This window comes from Luteimonas rhizosphaericola (assembly GCF_029888045.1).
Classification (GTDB): Bacteria; Pseudomonadota; Gammaproteobacteria; order Xanthomonadales; family Xanthomonadaceae; genus Luteimonas; species Luteimonas rhizosphaericola.
The window spans coordinates 416,505-436,817 of the sequence record NZ_JARXRN010000020.1; the positions used below are offsets into that span (position 1 = coordinate 416,505).

General features: G+C 71.0%; 16 protein-coding genes. 10 read left to right on the top strand and 6 right to left on the bottom strand.

The features are described 5' to 3' along the window. The first annotated feature begins 73 nt into the window (after positions 1–73). The 7 genes from QFW80_RS05760 (at position 74) to QFW80_RS05790 (ending at position 7,636) form a co-directional block, all read left to right on the top strand. Positions 74–1,363 (top strand): nucleotide sugar dehydrogenase, encoded by a 1,290-nt coding sequence (locus tag QFW80_RS05760; protein ID WP_280600465.1) that lies wholly within the window; start codon positions 74–76, stop codon positions 1,361–1,363. Positions 1,364–1,382: 19 nt separating this feature from the next. Next, entirely contained in the window at positions 1,383–2,390 is a 1,008-nt protein-coding gene (locus tag QFW80_RS05765; RefSeq protein ID WP_280600466.1) for an NAD-dependent epimerase, read from the top strand. Between the two features lie 98 nt (positions 2,391–2,488). After that, a complete protein-coding gene (locus QFW80_RS05770) occupies positions 2,489–3,103 on the top strand; it encodes an XrtA/PEP-CTERM system exopolysaccharide export protein (RefSeq protein ID WP_280600468.1) in 615 nt (204 codons plus the stop codon). Beyond that, the gene (locus QFW80_RS05775) at positions 3,103–4,686 is read left to right on the top strand and encodes an XrtA system polysaccharide chain length determinant (protein ID WP_280600469.1); all 1,584 of its coding nucleotides are present in this window, start codon (positions 3,103–3,105) and stop codon (positions 4,684–4,686) included. Before QFW80_RS05770 ends, QFW80_RS05775 begins: the two co-directional genes overlap by 1 nt. Positions 4,687–4,695: 9 nt before the next feature. Then, positions 4,696–5,460, top strand: coding sequence for a P-loop NTPase family protein (locus QFW80_RS05780; protein ID WP_280600471.1), 765 nt, complete (start codon positions 4,696–4,698; stop codon positions 5,458–5,460). A 20-nt stretch (positions 5,461–5,480) separates the two neighbouring features. Continuing rightward, a complete protein-coding gene (locus QFW80_RS05785) occupies positions 5,481–6,782 on the top strand; it encodes a hypothetical protein (protein ID WP_280600473.1) in 1,302 nt (433 codons plus the stop codon). Next, complete coding sequence (locus QFW80_RS05790; protein ID WP_280600474.1) at positions 6,779–7,636, top strand: acyltransferase; 858 nt, start codon at positions 6,779–6,781, stop codon at positions 7,634–7,636. Before QFW80_RS05785 ends, QFW80_RS05790 begins: the two co-directional genes overlap by 4 nt. A 108-nt stretch (positions 7,637–7,744) precedes the next feature. Here the strand turns inward: QFW80_RS05790 and QFW80_RS05795 are convergent, their stop codons facing one another. The 3 genes from QFW80_RS05795 to QFW80_RS05805 form a co-directional block, all read right to left on the bottom strand. Then, entirely contained in the window at positions 7,745–8,971 is a 1,227-nt protein-coding gene (locus tag QFW80_RS05795) for a pyridoxal-dependent decarboxylase, exosortase A system-associated (RefSeq protein WP_280600476.1), read from the bottom strand. Positions 8,972–9,032: 61 nt separating this feature from the next. Further along, a complete protein-coding gene (locus QFW80_RS05800; RefSeq protein WP_280600478.1) occupies positions 9,033–10,313 on the bottom strand; it encodes an O-antigen ligase family protein in 1,281 nt (426 codons plus the stop codon). A gap of 94 nt (positions 10,314–10,407) precedes the next feature. Next, complete coding sequence (locus QFW80_RS05805) at positions 10,408–11,952, bottom strand: lipopolysaccharide biosynthesis protein (protein WP_280600480.1); 1,545 nt, start codon at positions 11,950–11,952, stop codon at positions 10,408–10,410. Between the two features lie 229 nt (positions 11,953–12,181). Between QFW80_RS05805 and QFW80_RS05810 the strand changes: the two genes are divergently transcribed. Beyond that, entirely contained in the window at positions 12,182–13,303 is a 1,122-nt protein-coding gene (locus QFW80_RS05810; protein ID WP_280600482.1) for a glycosyltransferase, read from the top strand. A 196-nt stretch (positions 13,304–13,499) separates the two neighbouring features. On the opposite strand, the gene QFW80_RS05815 is transcribed toward QFW80_RS05810, so the two are convergent. Further along, positions 13,500–16,271, bottom strand: a complete 2,772-nt coding sequence (locus tag QFW80_RS05815) for a right-handed parallel beta-helix repeat-containing protein (RefSeq protein ID WP_280600484.1) — start codon at positions 16,269–16,271, stop codon at positions 13,500–13,502. Between the two features lie 214 nt (positions 16,272–16,485). On the opposite strand from QFW80_RS05815, the gene QFW80_RS05820 reads away from it, so the two are divergent. Both QFW80_RS05820 and QFW80_RS05825 read left to right on the top strand, forming a co-directional pair. Beyond that, positions 16,486–17,481 carry a polysaccharide deacetylase family protein gene (locus tag QFW80_RS05820; RefSeq protein WP_280600486.1) on the top strand — a complete coding sequence of 332 codons (996 nt, stop codon included), beginning with the start codon at positions 16,486–16,488 and terminating at the stop codon, positions 17,479–17,481. A 31-nt stretch (positions 17,482–17,512) separates the two neighbouring features. Beyond that, on the top strand, positions 17,513–18,262 hold the full coding sequence (locus QFW80_RS05825; protein ID WP_280600487.1) for a J domain-containing protein: 750 nt from the start codon (positions 17,513–17,515) through the stop codon (positions 18,260–18,262). Positions 18,263–18,365: 103 nt separating this feature from the next. Here QFW80_RS05825 and QFW80_RS05830 read toward each other — a convergent pair whose 3' ends face one another. Further along, entirely contained in the window at positions 18,366–19,949 is a 1,584-nt protein-coding gene (locus QFW80_RS05830) for a class I adenylate-forming enzyme family protein (RefSeq protein WP_280600488.1), read from the bottom strand. Then, positions 19,946–20,206, bottom strand: coding sequence for an acyl carrier protein (locus QFW80_RS05835; RefSeq protein WP_280600490.1), 261 nt, complete (start codon positions 20,204–20,206; stop codon positions 19,946–19,948). The genes QFW80_RS05830 and QFW80_RS05835 overlap by 4 nt, the downstream gene beginning before the upstream one ends. Positions 20,207–20,313 lie beyond the last annotated feature (107 nt).

Below are 20,313 nucleotides of genomic sequence, written 5' to 3' on the forward strand. Positions count from 1 at the left end.
ACGCCGGCGGCCGACCGGTCGCGCGGGCGCGGTCCGCTAGACTGCGCCCGCCCACCCAACGACAGCCGACCGGATGACCGCCACCCTTCCCGACCGCAACGACGTGCGCATCGCCATCATCGGCCTGGGCTACGTGGGGTTGCCGCTGGCCGCCGCCTTCGGCCGCCAGTACCCCACGCTCGGCTTCGACATCGACGCCGCCCGCATCGACGAGCTGCGCCGGCACCACGACCACACCCTGGAGATGTCGCCCGAAGAGCTGCAGGCCTCCACCCGGCTGACGTGCTCGTCGGATCCGGCCGACTTGGCCGGCTGCAACGTGTTCATCGTCACCGTGCCCACGCCGATCGACGAGTACAAGCGCCCGGACCTGCGCCCGCTGGAATCGGCAAGCCGCACCGTGGGCCGCGCGATCGCGCGCGGCGGCATCGCGGTCTTCGAGTCCACCGTGTATCCGGGTGCGACCGAGGAAGTGTGCGTGCCGATCATCGAGCGCGAGTCCGGGCTGGCGTTCAACCGCGACTTCTACGCCGGCTACAGCCCAGAGCGCATCAACCCGGGCGACAAGGAGCACCGGCTGGAGACGATCCTCAAGGTCACCTCGGGCTCGACACCCGAGGTCGCCGACTTCGTCGATGCGCTGTACGCCAGCGTGGTCACCGCCGGCACCCACAAGGCCTCGAGCATCCGCGTGGCCGAGGCGGCGAAGGTGATCGAGAACACCCAGCGCGACGTCAACATCGCCCTGATCAACGAGCTGGCGCTGATCTTCGGCCGGCTCGGCATCGATACCCACGAGGTGCTCGAGGCCGCGGGCACGAAGTGGAACTTCCTGCCGTTCCGACCCGGGCTGGTGGGCGGCCACTGCATCGGCGTGGATCCGTACTACCTGACCCACAAGGCGCAGCAGATCGGCTACCACCCCGAGGTGATCCTGGCCGGGCGCCGGATCAACGACGCCATGGGTGGCCATGTCGCCCAGCGCGTGGTCAAGCTGATGCAGCAGCGCGGCCTTCGCACGGCCGGCGCCAAGGTGCTGGTGCTGGGCCTGGCGTTCAAGGAGAACTGCCCCGACCTGCGCAACACCCGGGTGACCGACATCATCGACGAGCTGCGCACCTACAGCGTGGACGTCGACGTGCACGACCCGTGGGTGTCGCCAGCGCAGGCGCGCCACGAGTACGGGATTTCGCCGGTCGCCGAGCCGGCAGCGGGCAGCTACGACGCGGTGGTGCTGGCGGTGGCGCATCGCGAGTTCGTGGCCCTGGGCGCGGACGGCGTGCGCGCGCTGTGCAAGCCCGATGCGATCGTGTTCGACGTCAAGCGCGCGCTGCCGCGCGATCGCGTCGACGGCTGCCTCTGACCCTTCCACGGAGTCTTCCATGCGTGTCCTGGTCACCGGCGCCGCCGGTTTCATCGGTTCCCACCTCAGCCATCGCCTGGTCGAACGCGGCGACGAGGTCCTGGGGTTCGACAACCTCAACAACTACTACGACCCGGCGCTCAAGCAGGCCCGGCTGGACCGGCTCCTGCCGAAGCCCGGCTTCTCCTTCGTCAAGGGCGCGCTGGAGGACCGCGGCACGCTCGAGCGCGCCTTCGCCAACTTCCGCCCGCAGCGGGTGGTCAACCTGGCCGCGCAGGCCGGCGTGCGCTATTCGCTCGAGAACCCGCACGCCTACATCGACAGCAACATCACCGGCTTCACCAACGTGCTCGAGGCCTGCCGCCACGGCGGCGTGGAACACCTGGTCTATGCCTCGTCGAGCTCGGTCTACGGCGCCAACCGCAAGCTGCCGTTCGCGGTCGAGGACAGCGTCGACCATCCGGTGAGCCTGTACGCGGCCACCAAGAAGGCCAACGAACTGATGGCGCACACCTACAGCCACCTGTTCGCGCTGCCGACCACGGGCCTGCGCTTCTTCACCGTGTACGGCCCCTGGGGCCGGCCGGACATGGCGCTGTTCCTGTTCACCAGGAACATCCTCGAGGGCCGGCCGATCGACGTGTTCAACCACGGCCGCCACACCCGCGACTTCACCTACGTCGACGACATCGTCGAGGGCGTGATCCGCACCCTCGACCGCGTGCCCGGGCCGGACCCCGACTACGATCCGCTGCTGCCCAACCCGGGCTCGTCGAGCGCGCCGTACCGGGTCTACAACATCGGCAACCACAGCCCGGTGCAGCTGATGCGCTACATCGAGGTGCTGGAGGACTGCCTGGGCCGCAAGGCCGAGAAAAACCTGCTGCCGATGCAGCCGGGCGACGTGCCCGACACCGAGGCCGACGTCTCGGCCCTGCAGCGCGACACCGGCTACACGCCGGCCACGCCGATCGAAACCGGCGTGCGCAACTTCGTGGAGTGGTACCGGGCGTTCTACGGCGCCTGAACGCGCGCGTCCGCGGGCCGGGCGCCGGCGTGTCCGCGACAGGAGTGTTTTCGCGTTTGTCTTCGTATCGGAAACACCACGGGGACACACCAATGCGCATGCTCCGCCTCGTCGCGGCCCTCCTGTTCCTGCCCCTGCTCGGGGCCTGCGCGTCCAGCGTGCAGCAATCGACCACGCCGCCGCCGGCGGTCCAGGCCCTGGTCGACGACTACCTGATCGGCGTCGACGACGAAGTGCAGGTCACGGTCTGGCGCAACCCCGAGCTCGGCATCACCGTGCCCGTGCGTCCGGACGGCCGGATCTCCGTGCCGCTGGTCGGCGACGTGGTCGCCGGTGGTCGCACGCCGGGCCAGGTCGCGGCCGACATCCAGGACAAGCTCGGCGCCTATGTGCGCGATCCGCAGGTGGCCGTGATCCTGACCCAGCTGCGCAGCCACGAGTACCTCTCGCGGGTGCGGGTGACCGGCGCGGTGCGCCAGCCCATCTCGATCCCCTACCGTCAGGGCATGACCGTGCTCGACGCGGTGCTGGCGGCCGGAGGCGTGACCGAATTCGCCGCCGCCGACCGCGCCGACCTGTTCCGCCGCAACGAGGACGCGACCACCACGTCCTACGCCGTGCGCCTGGACCGGATCCTCAACCGCGGCGAGCTGGACACCAACTACCCGGTCGCGCCGGGTGACGTGATCACCATCCCGGAGCGCACGTTCTGATGGCGTCCTCATCGCTCCCGGCCGCGCGCCTGCCGAACCAGGCCCGCAAGGCCGACGACCTCAAGCCGGACGAACTGCTGGTCGTGCTCTACAAGGAAGCGCGCAAGCGCATCGTCGCCATCGCCGCCACCTTCGCCGTGGTGATGCTGCTGACGCTGATCGTCGGCATGATGGTCATCCCGCGCAACTACACCTCCTCGACCACGATCCTGGCGCAGGAAAGCGACATCATCCAGCCCCTGCTGGAAGGCCGCGCGGTCCCGACCGGCGTGTCCGACCGCGCCGGCCGCGCGCGCCAGATCGTGTACAGCAGCCGGGTACTCGAGCGCATCCTCGAAGTCGGCGGCTGGACCGAGCGCGAACTCACGCCGCTCCAGCGCGACAAGCTGATGGAGGACATCCGCAACAACACCTCCGTCAGCGCGCCGCGTGGCGACCTGGTGCAGATCGACTACCGCGACACCGATCCGGAGCGCGCGTACCGCGTGACCAATGCCTTCAGCACCCTGTTCATCGAGGAAACGCTGGCGACCAAGGCGCGCGAGAGCCGGGACGCCTACGAGTTCATCGACAAGCAGGTCAAGGAATACCACGCCAAGCTCACCGGCGCCGAGCAGAACCTGCAGGACTACCGCTCGCGCAACGCCGACGCCCAGCCCGGCAGCGCCACCGACACCACCACCCGCATCACCTCGCTGCGCAGCCAGGTCGAACAGTCCCGCATGCAGCTGCTGGAGCAGGAGTCGCGCGAGGCGGCGATCGCCGCGCAGCTGTCGGGCGAGTCGGCGGTGACCGCCGTGCACACGCGCGAGAACCTGTTCAACACCCAGCTGATCGAGCTGCGCGCGGAACTCGACCGGCTGATGCTCACGTACACCGAGCGCCACCCGGACGTGGTGCGCGTGCGCCACCAGATCGAGGACCTGCAGCGCGCGCTTGCCGCCGAGCAGCAACGGCGCGCCCAGGGCGGCGGCACGACCGGCGGCGAGGAAGCCCAGCTCAACCCGCTGTACAACGAGCTGCGCAGCCAGCAGGCGGCGGCCCGCCGCGAAGCCGCCGGCATCCGCTCACGGATGGGCGTGGCGCAGACGCTGCTCGACCAGGAGCTGGACCGCAGCCGCCGCATCGCAGCCTCCGAAAGCGCGCTGGCCGAACTGACCCGCGACTACGAGGTCAACCGCGAGATCTACCAGGACCTGCTGCGCCGGCGCGAGAACGCGCGCGTGTCGATGGGACTGGACGAGGAGAACCGCGGCCTGACCCTGCGCGTGCAGGATCCGGCGACCGTGCCGCTGCGGCCCAGCGGGCTGCGCTTCATGCACATCGCCGCGGCCGGCGCCGTGCTCGCGATCGGTCTGCCCCTGGGGCTGCTGTTCCTGCTCGCCCGCTTCGACCCGCGGGTCCGCTCGCCGCGCCAGATCCAGACGCGCACGCCCTACACCCTGCTCACCGTGATCCCGCCCTACCCGACGCCGCGCGAGCGCCGGCGCCAGTCGCTCAGGCTCGCCATGAGCGCGGCGATGGTCTGCAGCGTGTTCGTGGTCTACGGCCTGGTGTTCGCCCTCAAGCTCGCCACCGCCTGAGTGCCTGCCATGCAACTCAACACCCGCCAGGACAGCCAGATGAATGCGTATCCGAACGATGCGGCCGACGCCCCCGACGGCGGGACGTCGCGCTCGATCGTCCGTGCCACCGAGCCGCAGGCGCTCACCACCCGCGCGCTCGAGGAGCGCCGGCTGATCCACCGCAACGATTCGGCGCGGGTGCAGGCCGACGCGTTCCGCGACCTGCGTACACGCCTGCTCGCCCTGCGCGGCGACACCAACTTCGTCACCCTGGTGGCGCCGGTGGTGCCCGGCTGCGGTGCGAGCTTCGTCGCCCGCAACCTGGCCGCCGCGTTCGCGTTCGACGAGACCAAGGTCGCGACCCTGGTCGACTGCGACGCGCTTCACCCCGCGCAGCATGCCGCGCTGGACATCGACGCCCCGACCGGCGGCCTGATGGACTACATCGAGGGCAACGTCGGCGAACTGCAGCAGGTGCACTACCGCACCGGGCTGCCGCGGCTGTACCTGGTGCCGGCCGGCAGCGTGCGCGAGATCGCGGGCGAATCGTTCTCGTCGCTGCGCATGCGCACCCTGGTGGACTCGCTGCGCAGCAGCCATTCCAACCGCTACGTGGTGCTCGACAGCCCGCCGGTGCTGCGCTCGCCCGACGCGCGCATCCTGTCCGACCTGGCCGACCTGATCGTACTGGTGGCCGGCTACGGCCGCGTCACCACCGACCAGATCGAGAAGGCCGCGGCCAACTTCGATCCGGACAAGCTCGCCGGCGTCGTCTTCAACGACATCCATTGAACCGCGACGGACTGCACGCCATGACTTCCCGCCGGATCCCGACCACCCTCATCGCCGTCGCCATGGCGGGCGCCGTGCCGGGCGCCGCGCACGCGGTCCGGATCGACTACACCATCGACGCCGGCTACGAACACGACGACAACGTCACGCTGAGTGCGGAAGACCCGATCGAGCAGGACATCGCCCGGGTCGGGTTCGGCTTCGCGCTCGAGCAGGCCTCGTCCACGGTGCAGGCGAGCATGGTCGGCCGCGTCGACCACCGACGCTACGAGGACGTGTACGGCAACCTGACCGACCGCATGTTCGAGGGCCGGCTGAACTGGATGGTCGTCCCCGACCGCCTGGCGCTGGTGGTCGAGGACAGCTACGGCGTGCAGACGATCAACCGCACCGCCCCCGGCTCGCCCGACAACCGCCAGCAGGTGAACGTGCTCTCGGTCGGTCCCGACCTGCATTTCGGCTTCGGCCCGGCGCGCCGCGGCGTGGCCGAACTGCGCTACATCAACAGCGACGCCGAGGTCACCGAGGAATTCAACTCCGACCGCGTGCTGGCCGCGCTGCGGATCCTGCAGGAACTCGACGCCACCCGCACGCTGTCGTGGAACGTGCAGGGCCAGCAGGTCGACTTCGACAACGACGAGTTCGCGCGCGACCACCGCCGCTACGAGGCGTTCGTGGGCTACCGCCACCTGTTCCGCCGCTTCGACATGACCGTCGACGCCGGCTATGCCTACCTCGACTACGAGGACGGCCAGACCCGTGGCGATCCGCTGCTGCGCGCGGCCTTCGGCTGGGAGCCGACCGAGCGCAGCCGGTTCTCGGTGGCACTGGCCAACCAGTTCTCCGATGCCGCGGTGAATGCGCTCGACCAGATCGACACCGCCTCCGGCGTGCCGGCCTCGGTGCTCACCGGCAACACCACGATCACCGCCTACGCCTACGAGCAGCGCTCGGTCGGCGTGGACTACACCTACACCGGCACGCGCCTGACTGCCTCGCTCAACGGCACCGCGCAGGAACTCGACTACGTCGACGAAACCGCCTCCGGCGAGGAAAGCCGCGGCGGCGGCGCGACGCTCCGCTACCGCCTGCGCCCGACCCTGGTGCTGAGCGGCTCGGCCTACACCAACCGCAGCGAATTCGGCGCGCCGGAAGGCCGCACCGAGACCGACCGCCTGTACGCGATCGGATTGGCGAAAGAGTGGTCGCGGCACTGGAGCTCGAACCTGAGCGTGACCCGCTACGAGCGGCGGAGTTCGGCCACGGTCGGCGATTTCGAGCAGAACGTGGTCTACCTCAACCTGACCTACCGCAACCGATGAGCGGGTCCGCGACACCCGCGCGTCCGTCCCCGCGCCAGTGGCTGGCCGGTTCGCCGCATCCGGTCGCCGCGACGCTGCGCACGCTGCGTCGCGGCCTGCGCGGCTTCACCCTGCCTGCGCCGCGGGTGCTGGTCCGCCCCTACCTGTGGCTGTTCCTGGGGCTGCGCGGACTGGTGTTCGGCGCGCGCCGGCTGCTGGTCGCCGAGCCGCTGTTCAAGGCCTACTGCACGCGCCTGGGCCGGGGCGTCACCACCGGCATCTACGTGCCATGGATCCAGGGCAAGGGCGACCTGGAAGTGGGCGACCACGTCCACATCAGCGGCAAGCTGTCGGTGACCTTCGCCGCGCGCTTCGTCGCCCGCCCGCGCCTGCGGATCGGCGCACGCACCGACATCGCCCACGACTGCAGGATCGTCGTCGGCAAGGAGGTCACCATCGGCGAGGGCGTGGAAATCGCCGGCGGGGTGACGATCCGCGATTCCGGCGGCCATCCCGCCGATCCGGCCCGCCGCGCCGCGGGCGCCCCGCCCGACGAGGCGGACGTGAAGCCGGTCGCGATCCACGACAACGCCTGGATCGGCTCGCAGGTGCTGATCCTGCCGGGCAGCGTGATCGGCGAAGGCAGCATCATCTCGGCATATTCGGTCGTGGGCGGCACGGTCGCGCCCTACACGATCGTCGCCGGCAATCCGGCACGGCGCATCGGCACGTTGACGCCGCCGCCCGATCGCGCCCATCTGGTCGCGACCCCGCCCGCACGCACAGCCGCGGGTTCCGCCACGGCCACGGCCACTACGGATGCGACCCCAGCCGCTGCGCCCACGACGTCCGCTGCGGAGAACACCGCCGGCTGAGCTGCACGGCGGGCGATGACGATCGGCGCAGCGCGCGCCTCGCGCCGTCGCGCTCGTGCACGGCGGGCGCGACGCGTGAGCGGCCGCGCTCCCCGCTGCGCCACCCCGTCACACCAGCGCTTCGGCCGCCTCGGGATGGCTCAGGAACGCGCGCGGGCTGGCGCTGCGCCCGTAGGCGCCGGACTGGAACACCACCACCAGGTCGCCGCGCTCGGCGCGGTCGAGTTCCATGCGATCCGCCAGCAGGTCCAGCGGCGTGCACAGCGGACCGACGACGCTGGCGGTTTCCCTGCCCAGGTCGGTGCGGTTGACCGCGACCGGGTAGTTGCGCCGGATCACCTGGCCGAAGTTGCCGGTGGCGGCGAGGTGGTGGTGCATGCCGCCGTCCACCACCAGGAACACCTGCCCGCGCGAGACCTTGCGGTCGATCACCCGGCTCACGTACAGGCCCGCCTCGCCCACCAGGTAGCGGCCGAGCTCGATCACGATGTGGCCGCCCGGCCAGTCGCCCTGCATCCGCTGCGACAGTTCACCGAGGTTGTCGAGCACCGGGGCGAGGTCGAGCGCGGCCTCGCCGGGGGTGTACGGGATGCCGAAGCCGCCGCCGAGGTTCAGGCTGCGCACCGGCGCCGGCAGCAGCGACTGCCATTCCAGCGCCTGCTCGTAGCACTTGCGCTGCGCCTCGACGATCGAAGCGTGTCGCAGGTTCTGCGAGCCGGCGAACATGTGGAACCCCTCGAAGCCGAGCTCGGCGCCGGCGACCTCGCGCAGCAGTTCGGGCACCGATTCGGCATCGACGCCGAACTGGCGCGCGCCGCCGCTCATCTTCATCCCCGAGGCCTTGAGCTCGAACGGCAGGTTGACCCGGATCGCCACCCGCGGGCGGCAGCCGAGGCGCTCTCCGGCGCGGGCGAGGATCGGGATCTCGCGGAACGATTCGACGTTCACCAGGATCCCGGCCGCGACCGCCTGGGCCAGTTCCGCATCCGACTTGCCCGGCCCGGCGAAGCTGATGTGCTCGGGCGCCATGCCGGTATCCAGCGCGACGCGCAGTTCGCCCGCCGAGGCCACGTCCAGTCCGTCGACCAGCCCGGCCACGTGACCGACCAGCGCCGGCATCGGGTTGGCCTTCATCGCATAGTGCAGCAGCACGTCCGGCGGCATGGCGCCGCGCAGTCCGCGCGCGCGCCGGGTGATCCGTGCGCGGTCGTACAGGTAGCACGGCGTCGATCCGACCGCCGCCACCACCCGCGACAGCGGCTGTCCCGCCACCAGCAGTTCGCCGCGCTCGTCGCGTTCCCACGCCGGCATCGCGGATTCCGTCTCGGCTTTCACGTCCACCACCACCACTCCCGTTGCAGGGCGCTTGCGCCCGTCTCGAATCCGTCGGGCCGCGTCAGCCCATCGCCAGCAGCACCTTGACCACCACGTACAGCGCCACCACCCCGGCCACCGCGATCACCGGCCAGCGCACCAGGTGCGCGCTCAGTGCGAATCCCGGCAGGTCCGGGTTGCGGTCCCGCACCACCGAAAAGTGGGCGACCACGAGTGCGGCCAGCAGGTACAACAGGATCACGTAGCTACGGCTGAGGAAGAAGGCCGCGGTGAAGAAGCCGACCAGGGCGACCAGCAGCGCCAGCGTGATCCGGCGGTCCTCGATCCAGTCCCATGCCTGCTCCTCCTCGCCTTCGACGAACCCGGGATCGTGTCGCAGGATGCGGACCATCATCCAGAAGCAGTAGCCGACGAACGCCAGCCAGATCGTGAAGCCGATGATGCCGTTCTCGGCCAGCACCAGCACCAGCGAATTGTGCGCGGTGAGGTAATGGTACTCGGTGAACCGGCCGGTGCCGACACCGAACAGCGGGTTGGCCTGGAACATGTGCAGGCCTTCGTACCAGGCCTCCACGCGGCCAGCCGCGGATTCCTCGCCCGCGTCGATCTGGCTGCCGCGCGAGGGCATCATCAGCAGCCCCGCGAGCGCCACCGCGCCCAGCGCGCCGGCGGCGAACCAGCCGCGCCGGAACAGCACGTACGTGCCGCCCATGGCCACCACCGACAGCAGCGCGCCGCGCGACTGGGTGAGGTAGACGCCGTACAGCAGCAGCGCGCACAGCGACCACCAGAACAGGCGGCGCAGCCCCATCAGGCCGCCGCGCGCGCCGAGGTACGCGGCCATCGGCATGCTCATGACGAACAGCATGCCCAGGTCGTTCGGATCGCTGAAGATGCCCACGTACTGGATGCGGCCGTCGTTGACCAGCTCCGCGCCGGTCCAGCCGGTGCCCAGGGCCACCTGCTCGACGCCATGCAGGGCCAGCACCGAGGCGCACAGGACGAACACGCCCATCGTCATCACCACGCGTGCGCGCGTGTCCAGGGCGTTGGCCAGCAGGAAGAACGAGACCACGATCGCGGCGAAGTTGGTGAACTGCTGCAGCGCGCCGCCGCTCCACCCGGTCAGCAGCACCGATACGCTGGTGGCCACCAGGAACAGCAGCAGCAGCAGGTACTGGGGCGCGTCGAAGCGCTTGTTGCGCGACAGCAGCCAGACCCCCAGCGCCAGCACCAGCGCGATCGGCAGCAGCGGCACGCTGGCGAGCGGCGAGTCCGGATACTCCTGCGGCCGGATCAGGACCAGGCCCAGGTAGAGCACGATGAAGACGTACAGCAGCATGGTCGTCAGTGTCCCCCGGCGCGGGCACCGGCACGATGCCGCATGCATCGTGGGGCGGCGCAGGCGCGCGCGAAGATCGTCGGTCCCGGCGCGCTCATTGCAGCCTCAGCGCCCAGCGCTGGAGGAAGCCCGCCGCGCGCCGGTGCACGAAGGGGTACCGCTCGAGGAATTCCAGCAGGTGGCCGACGTCCGAGGCGCGCCAGGCGTTGAACGCCACCGTGGTGGCCAGGAACAGCGCTGCGAACACCGCCCCGGCAACCAGTTCGGTCCAGATGCCCGGCACCGCCAGCACCAGCGCGCCGGCGAGCAGTCCCGACAGCAGCGCGCAGCCGACCAGGCGCAGAAACTCGCGGACCGGCAGCCGCAGCCGCATCATTCGGGTGATGCCCACCGCCACCAGCGCGAAGACCAGCAGCCGCGAGATCGCGTACGAGGCCACCGCCCCCAGCAGGCCCCAGGTCGGCACCAGCGCGAATGCGAACGCGGCGGTGATGCCCAGGGACAGGCACGCGTACACCACGCGCATGCGCTGGTTGTCGGTGGTCGACAGCAGCGCGTTGAACGCCGCTTCGCCCAGCGTCAGCCCGCCCACCAGGATCATCACCCGCAGCGGCAGCACCACCTCGCCGTAGCGATCGCCGTACATCAGCGCCACGCCCGGACGCGACACCAGCAGCCCCACGCCGATCAGCATCAGCCCCAGGAACAGGCAGTAGCGCAGCGAGTTGCTCATGATGGTGTTGGCGCGATCGAGTCCGCCCTCGCCGAAGGCGTGCCCCATGATCGGCATCATCACCGTCATCAGGCCCGACGCGAGCAGGTCGACGCCGCCGCGGCTGAGCGCGGCGGCGATCGCGAAGAAGCCGACCTCCGCCGGGCCGACGGTCGCGTTGAGCAGGTAGGTCTCGATCGACTTGTTGCTGAACGTGTAGGCCAGCACCAGCAGCACCGTCCACAGCAGGTGGCGGCGCACGCGCACGGCCATCGCCGGGTCGGGATCCTGCAGTTCGCTGACCATGCCGCCCCGCCGCAGCATCACGCGCGAGATCACCGCGTAGCCGATGCTGACCAGCGCGAAGGCGACCAGGTAGGCCAGCAGCGGGGCATCCATCGCCAGCAGCACCAGCACGAACGCGATGTTGGCCAGGCTCATCGTGACCGTGGCGCGGGCCTCGACGTCGAAGCGCCCGTAGCCCTTGGCCACCGACGCATCGAAGATGTACACCGCCTTGGCCAGGCCCGCGACCAGCGCCACGACCACGAACGCGGCCAGCGAGTTTTCCCAGCCGTCGGGCGCGAGCCAGCGGCTGCCCAGCATGAAGCCAACCGCCACCAGCGCCAGGCAGGCGACCTGGCGCCGCAGCAGCCAGCCATGCACCCGGCGCGCGTCGTCGGGCGACTTGCGGCCCAGCGATTCGGACACGAAGCGGATCGCGGTGGAGGTGATGCCGTTGTTACCCACCGCGAGCAGGATGCCGGCCATCCACACCACGTAGGAGTAGCGTCCGAAATCGGCCGGTCCCAGGTGGCGCGCGATGATGATGCTGACCAGCAGGCCGACCCCGTAGGTGACGTAGGTCGAGCCCATGATCATCACCGCGGCACGGATCGCCGCGGCACCACTGAACTGCTGACTCATGAAGCGCCCTGAATGGATGGATCAGCCCCCCGGTGGCGCAACGCGCCCGCGACCGCGGCCCACATGAAACAACGCAATCGGCACCCTGGAGAGGCCATCGGCGGCGCGCGTGGTGTCCGGCCGGCGCCGCGCTTGCCGTGGTATGTTCCGGCCGCCCAGCGTCGCAGCGCGACCGCCTCCAGCCCCGCGCGATGGTGCGCCTGCCGCTCCCGATTTGCACGCCTCTCCCATGGACCACACTTCCACGCGCGGCATCCTGCATGTCGTCAATTCGCTCGACTACGGCGGGCTCGAGCGCGTGGTCGCGGACCTTGCGATCGAACAGCGCGCCCGCGGCCACAGTGTGCGTGTGCTGAGCCTGTGCGAGACCGCCGGCTTCCGCGACGCCCTGGAGGGTGCCGGCGTGCCGGTGCTGGTCGCCGGCAAGCGGCGCACGCTGGACCTGCAGGTGCTGCGCATGCTGCGCGAGGCGGCGGTCGGCGCGCAGGTCGTGCATACCCACAACTTCGTTCCCAACTACTACGCGGCGCTGGCGATGACGGGCCTGCGCGGGAGGGCGCTGGTCAACACCTGCCACAACATGGGCACGCGCCTGGACAACCGGCGCCTGCGCCTGCTGTATCGCGGATCGCTGCACCGCACCGCTCGGGTGGCGATGGTGGGCGAGCAGGTGCGCCGGCGGTTCGTCGGCGACGGCCTCGTGCGCGATGCGCAGGCAGTCACCGTGCTCAACGGCATCCCGGTGCAGCGCTTCGGCCACGATGCGCGCGCGCGTGCCGATGCCCGCGAACGTCTCGGGATTCCCGCGACGGTGCCGGTGATCGGCTGCGTCGGGCGGCTGGTCGCGCTCAAGCACCACCGGCTGCTGCTCGCGCTGCTGCCGGCGCTTGCGCGGGCGCATCCCGACCTGCGCGTGGTGCTGGTCGGCGACGGCCCCGAGGAAGCGTCGCTGCGCGCGCAGGCCGCGTCGCTGGGGATGGCGGAGCGCGTGCTGTTCGCCGGCGCGCGTGACGATGTCGCGGCCCTGCTGCCGGCGTTCGACGTCTTCGCCCTGCCCTCGCGCACCGAAGGATTGTCGATCGCGCTGCTGGAAGCCTGCGCGGCCGGCGTGGCGGTGGTGGCCTCGGCGGTCGGCGGCAATCCGGAGATCGTGCGCGACGGGATCAACGGCCGGCTGTTTCCCGACGACGACGGCGACGCGCTGCGCAGCGTGCTGCTGGCGCTGCTGGCCGATGCCGGCGAACGCCGGCGTCTCAGCGCGGCCGCGCGGGACTGGGTGGCGACGCACGCCTCGGTCGAGGCCATGGCTGCGCGCTACGACGAGCTGTACCGGGACGCGCGGGGCGACTGAGCCCCGCACGGCCGTCGCCGCGACGGCGGTCGGCCGCACGCCCGCATCCGCGGGTTGCGTGTTCGACAATCCCGCCGCCCCCTCGGATCAGTGCGCGTTCCGCGCCCGCGACCGCTCGCGCTCGCCCCACCGGTCCGTCGGGTGTGCGCAATCGCCGGGCAGCACGCGCCCGGCGTCCATTGCGTCTCAGCCCGCCTCAGCCCGCCGCCGCCCGCCGCTGTGCTGCAGCGCCGATGCCGTAGCCCGGACGCGGGATGAGGTGGTCGCGGTACTGCCCGGGATCGCCCGCCAGCCCGGCCTCGGCGGCCTTGGCGATGTTGTAGGCCTCGCGCGCGCTGACGTAGTGCAGCTTCCAGTCGCGACCGTCGTTGTAGCGCGTCTCCAGATACGTGTGCGCCTCGTCCATCGCCTGGCCCAGCAGCGCGTCCATGTCCTGGTCCTCGGCGCCGTGGGTGTGGATCTTGACGAAGATCCATTCCGGGCGGCCCTCGACGTGGATGCCGGTGTCCACCCAGGCGTCGATGCGGTCGCGCGTGGCCGGGGCCACCGCGCGGATGTCGGAATTCTCGATCCGCGGCAGGATGCCCCACTTGCGGTGCTTCCAGCGGAAGCCCAGCGGGCCCTGGATGATCATCAGGTCGCCTTCGGTCGCGCCGCCCACCTTCACCCGTGGACCGGTGTCGTGCGATTTCGGCCGCGCCGGATCGTCCTTGGCGTAGTAGATGCGGTTCACCGCGCGCGTCTGGCAGGGATCGGGCGCCGACGGCAGGGTGAAGTCGGCATAGCAGCCGGTCTCGCGCAGCACGACCAGCTCGTTGTCCACGCCGCAGTGGCGGCCGTGCGGGTGGCTGTTGTCCAGCGCCCAGTTGCCGTGGATGAAGGCCCAGCGCGGCTGCCCGGTCACCGGATCGCGCGGCAGCGCGTCGTGTCGCGTGGCCAGCAGCTCGGTGAACCGGCTCAGGGTGGCGCGCAGGTTGGCTTCGGTGTCATTGTCGTGGTGCAGGTGGATCTCGATCTCGCCCAGCCCCTGGCGGCACAGTTCGACCAGCGCGTCGAGGTGCTCCTCGCGGTATTCCTCTTCCGGGTAGAAGAACGAATGCACCGGCGGGCGCCCGTCCGCATCGCGATGGTTCGCGCACAGCACCGGCAGGTCGCGGCGCCAGCGCGCCACGCGCGCACGCTCCTTCGCCAGGTCGGGCTTGCCCCAGGCCGGCTCGTAGTGGTCGACGAAGCAGAACATCAGGTGCCGCGTGGTGCCGGCGGCCACCGGCGCGCGCCAGTCCTGGCGCATCCAGGCCAGCAGCCATCCGGTCAGGTTGCGCCGGTTCGCCATCCACAGGGCGAACGCGAGCGTGGCAAGTCCCAGCAGGCCAAGGGCCAGCAGCAGCAGAGTCATCGGCGAAATCCAGTCGGCGGCACGGGGCCAGGCATGTTGCAGGCGGGCGAGGCCCGAACGCGCGACGACGGCGGTGTCGCCCGCGACTTCGCGCAGTCCGTCGCCCGTGGGGGTCGTGGTCGGCGGCCTGCGCGCGTCCAGCGCACCGATCGCGGCGCCGGCGGCGGCAGGTTTCTCGAAGGCGCCGATGGTCGGCTCAGCCTCGGAGCGCGGGTCGCCGGCGATGTCGGCGGGCACGTCGGGCAGCGGCGTGGCGGCCGCCAGCGCGGCGCTGCCGGCCAGCGGGCGTCCGCTGGCGTCGACCAGGAAGTGCGCCTGCACGCTGTGCGCGTCCACCCCCATCCCGGCGCGCCAGCCGTCGAAGCCGGTGACCGCCATCGCCAGCGGTGAATCCGGCCGCTGGTCCACGAACCGGCACGGGCGCCCGCCTTGGGGATAGCCGTTGAAGTCGATCCGCGGCGTTCCGGCCAGCGCCGACAGCCCGCCAAGCTCCGGCGACCAGCGGATCTCCACGCAGTGCCCGCCATCCTGCACGACCAGGTTGTTGAGCAGCGAGACGCCCGTGTTGGGCGGCCGCCCCGCCTCGCCGTACCAGTCCTGGAACACGATGCCGAAGAACAGCGCCGACTGTCCGTCGCGCGCGGCGTCGATGATCGTGTTGTGCGCCACCACGGTGTCGAGCGTGGCGTACAGGCCGATGCCGGCGTAGCGCGTGTTGCGCACCACGTTGTTGCGCACGATGCCGCGGATCGCCTCGTGGTAGCCGGGGTTGGCGTCGAGGTCGAAGAAGCCCACGCTGGTGTCGAAGCCGGCCAGGATGCCCGCATCGCCCGTGTTCTCGATCCGGTTGCGCTGGACCACCACGTCGCGCGCGCCGCCCTTGAAGTACAGCCCGGTGGTGGCGACGTCGTGGATGTAGCTGTCTTCCACCACCATGCCGTCGCCGTTGACGTTGTCGATGCCGTCGGCGTTCTCGGCGTCGCGGCGCCCGGTGCCGTGGATCTCGACCCGGCGGATGGTGGCGCGCCGGGAGCGCGGGGTGATCTTGATCCCGTCGCGGCCGGTGTCGCGGATCAGCAGGTCTTCCAGCACCACGTCCGACGCGCCGATGTCGCTGTCCGGCCCGTCCTGGTACCAGTTGGTCTGCAGCATCACGCCGTAGTAGTAGCCGCCGCTGATCTCCAGGTTCGTCAGCACGCTGCCGGAGGCATCCGGGTCGATCTGCACCGCGACCGAGTCCTGCGTCTGTGGATCGCAGTGGATGTGGGCGCGCCCCTCGGGCCCCGAACGCAGCGTGAGCCGGTTGCGCAGGCGCACGTCGCATTCGTCGTAGCGGTTGCGGCCCGGACGACCGTCGAGTTCGATCACGTCGCCGTCGGCGGCGAGCGCGCGCGAGGTGTCGAGCACGCGCATGATGCTGCGGAACGGCCGCTCGGCCGACCCGTCGCCGCGGGCATCGTCGCCCGCGCCCGAGACGTGCCAGGTCCGCGCCGCCGCCGGGGCCGGGGCCGCCGCGCACAGTGCCAACGCCATCGCCAGCGCGCAGAGCCCCCTGATGCTGTGTCCGGCCATGCCGCGCGCGATCTCCTGCCTCGTGTGGATCGGGCCGGCGCCCGCGAGGGCCCGGCACCGGTGAATCGATGGATATCTTCGAATACGCGCTTTGCGCGCCCGTGCGGCCACCCGCGTCCGCCCCTCCGTGCTTTCTGCGTAACCCTCGATCGGGAAGGCGCGACTTCCCGGCCGGTCATGGCCGGGGCGCCGCGGGGGATTGGAGCCGAGGGACGTGAAGAAGCGCATCGCCGCCAGGGTCTTGTCGCACACCGGGCTGGGCCGCCTGCTGGCGGCGCTGATGCCGCCGCAGGGCATCCTGATCCTCAACTACCACCGCATCGGCGACGGGCGCGATTCGCCCTACGACCGTGAACTGTGGAGCGCGGACGAGGAGGCCTTCGATGCGCAGATGGCCTGCCTGGCGCGCCACTGCGACGTGATCTCCCCGGGCGACATCGACACCATCGCCGGCCGCCGCGGCCGCCACGTGCTGGTGACCTTCGACGACGGCTACATCGACAACTACCAGGCGGCGTTCCCGATCCTGCGTGCGCGCGGCGTGCCGGCGACCTTCTTCATCGCCACCGGGTTCATCGACCGGCCACGGCTGCCGTGGTGGGATGAGATCGCCTGGCGCGTGCGCTCGACCGCGCAGACGCGCCTGGACCTGCGCCCCTGGCTGCCGGCGCCGCTGGCGCTGGGCGAGGCGCGAGAGGACGCGATCCACGCCATCCTGTGCGCCTTCAAATCGCTGCGGGCGGAGGACTCCGCGCATCTGATGGCGCGCCTGCGCGAGGCCACCGGCCAGGCCACGCCCGAGCGCGTCGACGGGCTGTGGATGGACTGGGACATGATCCGCGAGATGGGCGCGGCCGGGATGACCATCGGCGGCCACACGGTCGACCACCCGGTGCTCTCACGCCTGCCACCCGAGCGCCAGTGCGAGGAAGTCGAAGGCTGCGCGGCCCGCATCCGCGCCGAGACCGGTCGTCCGATGGAGTACTTCGCCTATCCGGTGGGCAGCCAGTGGGCGTTCGACGCCGATACCCGTGCCTGCATGGAAGCGGCCGGGGTGCGCCGCGCATTCTCCTACTACGGCGGGCACGCGCGTGCGGATTCCCCACGGTTCGACACGCCGCGCATGGCGGTCGAACCCGCGGTCGCCCTGCCCGACCTGGCCGCGATGCTGTGGCTGCCGCAGCTGTTCGCGCGGGTCGATCCGGCATGAGGACAGCGGTGCGGCGACACGCGGGCAGGCCATGACCCCGCAGACCGACTTCCTCGCCCTGTACCGCGAACTGGGCATCGATCCGGCGTGCTCGCCTGACGCCTTGAAGCGCGCCTACCGGCGCCGCGTCTCGGAGCTGCATCCCGACCGCGTCAGCGAGGACGCGGGCGGCGAGGAGGCGCTCAAGTCGCTCAACCTAGGCTATGCCGCTGCGCTGGAGTTCTTCCATGTGCACGGACGGTTCCCGGGGGCTCCGGCGGTGGCGGTTCCGCGCGCGCCTGCGCCGCCGCTCCGGCCCCTGACCGCAGCCGCGGCCGGCGAGGCGGCCGAGCTGCCGATGGCCCTGCCCGAGGCGCCGCCTCCTCGCGCCCGACGCTGGCTGAGCCTCACCCTCGCCGCACTGGCGGTGCTGGTGGTGGGCATGCAGTTCGCCGGTCGCGACCCCGTCCCGACCGAAGCGGCCACGACCGCGCGGGCGCAGCCGGATGCGCGTCCGCGGACCACAGCGGCCGCTCCGGCGCCGCAGGCGATGCTCGAGATCGGAATGCCTGCGCGCGACGCCCTCGATGCGCTGGGCGCGCCGACCGATACCGCCGAGGACGGCCGGCTGTGGCACTACGGCCCGTCCTGGGTACGCCTGGTCTGCCGCGAGGTGGTGGACTGGTACAGCTCGCCGCTCATGCCGCTGGGCCACTCCCCCATGCATCCGGACGCGCCGGCAGGCGACGCGCCGCCGCGTGGCTGTACCGAGCTCGATCCGCGGATGCCGCGGCGCGGCTGACGCCCGGCCTGGCGATGCCGGGCCCGTGGCCAATTTCACCGGTCCCGCGCATGTCCGCCTGCGACCGGCGGCACGGGCGTGCGGCGGCACGCCCGCCGGCGACTCAGGCCGCGGCTTCCTCGTCCGGCGCCGGGCGGCCCTCGGCCTCGGCCTGCAGCACGCTGCGGCGGATCTTGCCGGTGTTGGTCTTGGGCAGGGCGTCGCGGAATTCGACCGTGCGCGGGATCATGAACTCCTCCAGGTGCGCACGGCAGTGGGCCAGGATCGCGCGCGCGTCGAGGTCCTCGCGATCGCTGACCACGATCGCCTTCAGCGCATGGCCCATGATCGGATCGGGTACGCCCACCAGGGCGGCCTCACGGATGCCGGGCAGCGCGTAGAGCACGTTCTCGACCTCCTTGGGGCTGACCTTCTCGCCGCGCGACTTGAGGATGTCGTCCTTGCGCCCGACGAAGTACAGGAAGCCCTCGGCATCCATGCGGAACAGGTCGCCGGTGTGCAGCACCTTCTCCCAGGGATAGCGGCCGGGGCGCAGCGCCTTGGCGGTCGCCTCCTCGTTGCGCCAGTAGCCCTGCATCACGTGCCCGCCGCGCACCACCAGCTCGCCGACGGTGTCGGGCGGCAGCGGCCTGCCGTCGTCGTCGGCCACCCACACCTCGGTGCCCGGGATCGCGATACCGACGCTGTCCGGGCGCTTCGCGAGCTGGTCCGGCGGCAGCCAGGTGCAGCGCTTGGATTCGGTCATCCCGTACATCGAGAACACCTTCGCGTGCGGGAAGATCTCCTGCAGCTTGAGGATGTGCGCCGGCGGCAGCGCGGCCGCGGTGTTGGTGATGTAGCGCACGCCCTGCGCCCAGGCCGGGTCGAAGTTCCGGATCTGCACGATCAGCGCGGCCATCGTCGGCACCAGCGGGAAGCCGGTGACCTGCTCCGAAGCCAGCAGCGGCAGCACCTTCTGCGGGAACGCGAACGACTTCTCCAGCACCAGCGTGGCGCCCATCTTCACGCACATCAGCAGCTGGTACAGGCCGTAGTCGAACGACAGCGGCAGCACGCTCAGCACCACGTCGTCCTCATGGGACTCGAGGTAGGTGGTGATCGAGGACGCGGCGTGCTCGATGTTCTTGTGCGTCATCATGACGCCCTTGGGATTGCCGGTCGACCCCGAGGTGTAGACCAGCATCGCCAAGTCGATGTCCACGCCCGCCGGGCGCGCGGCGGCGCAGCCCGGCTCGGCGACCGTGGTGAAGGCGTCGTAGCCGACGACGTCGCCGCCCTCGGCCTCCGCGGACTCGTCCACCACCACCACGCGGCGCACGCTCGGCGCCTGCGCGGCGGCCGCCAGCGCCACCGGCGCCAGGCTGGCCTGGGTGAACAGCACCGCGGCCTCGCAGTTGTTCAGCACGAAGGCGAGCTTGTCGGCCTTGGTGGTGGCATTGACCACGCTGAACACGCCGCCGGCGCGCAGGGTGCCGAAGATCGCCACCGCGGTCTCGACCCGGTTGTCCAGGAACACCACGCAGCGGTCGCCATTGGCGAAGGCGGCATGTTGGACCAGGCCGTCGGCGAAGCGGTCGGCGGCGGCGTCGAGCTCGGCGTAGCTGGTGCGGCCCCCGGCGTGTACGATCGCCGGGTGCCCCGGCCGGCGCCGGGCCGCGAGGGTGAGGTGGTGCTCGTAGCGGTTCATGCCACGTTCCCGGCCTCGCGCTGCTTGCGCTCGGCATAGGCGGTGATGCCGGCGATGCTGCCGAGGTTCTCAGGCACCACGTCCTCGTCCTCGACCACGAAGCCGAACGTTTCCTCGAGCCAGGTCACGATCGTCAGCACGCCGATCGAGTCGATGATGCCGCCTTCCAGCAGGTCCATGTCCGCCGGCGGGTCACCGCCGTCGCTGGGAAAGGTGGTGGCGATGAAGTCGCGGACGGTCTGTTGCGTGGAAGCCATGCGGATGTCTGGGTCTCGGGAACGGGAAGGCGCGCCGGGGCACGCCCGCGGCGGGTGCGCCGCGGTCGGATTGGAACAGATTGCGGCGGTGGACGGAACCGCGGCGG

Coding starts and splice junctions, on each gene's coding strand:
- QFW80_RS05760 (WP_280600465.1), top strand. CDS start 74: ATGACCGCCACCCTTCCCGACCGCAACGACGTGCGCATCGCCATCATC.
- QFW80_RS05765 (WP_280600466.1), top strand. CDS start 1,383: ATGCGTGTCCTGGTCACCGGCGCCGCCGGTTTCATCGGTTCCCACCTC.
- QFW80_RS05770 (WP_280600468.1), top strand. CDS start 2,489: ATGCTCCGCCTCGTCGCGGCCCTCCTGTTCCTGCCCCTGCTCGGGGCC.
- QFW80_RS05775 (WP_280600469.1), top strand. CDS start 3,103: ATGGCGTCCTCATCGCTCCCGGCCGCGCGCCTGCCGAACCAGGCCCGC.
- QFW80_RS05780 (WP_280600471.1), top strand. CDS start 4,696: ATGCAACTCAACACCCGCCAGGACAGCCAGATGAATGCGTATCCGAAC.
- QFW80_RS05785 (WP_280600473.1), top strand. CDS start 5,481: ATGACTTCCCGCCGGATCCCGACCACCCTCATCGCCGTCGCCATGGCG.
- QFW80_RS05790 (WP_280600474.1), top strand. CDS start 6,779: ATGAGCGGGTCCGCGACACCCGCGCGTCCGTCCCCGCGCCAGTGGCTG.
- QFW80_RS05800 (WP_280600478.1), bottom strand. CDS start 10,313: ATGCTGCTGTACGTCTTCATCGTGCTCTACCTGGGCCTGGTCCTGATC.
- QFW80_RS05805 (WP_280600480.1), bottom strand. CDS start 11,952: ATGAGTCAGCAGTTCAGTGGTGCCGCGGCGATCCGTGCCGCGGTGATG.
- QFW80_RS05810 (WP_280600482.1), top strand. CDS start 12,182: ATGGACCACACTTCCACGCGCGGCATCCTGCATGTCGTCAATTCGCTC.
- QFW80_RS05815 (WP_280600484.1), bottom strand. CDS start 16,271: ATGGCCGGACACAGCATCAGGGGGCTCTGCGCGCTGGCGATGGCGTTG.
- QFW80_RS05825 (WP_280600487.1), top strand. CDS start 17,513: ATGACCCCGCAGACCGACTTCCTCGCCCTGTACCGCGAACTGGGCATC.
- QFW80_RS05830 (WP_280600488.1), bottom strand. CDS start 19,949: ATGAACCGCTACGAGCACCACCTCACCCTCGCGGCCCGGCGCCGGCCG.
- QFW80_RS05835 (WP_280600490.1), bottom strand. CDS start 20,206: ATGGCTTCCACGCAACAGACCGTCCGCGACTTCATCGCCACCACCTTT.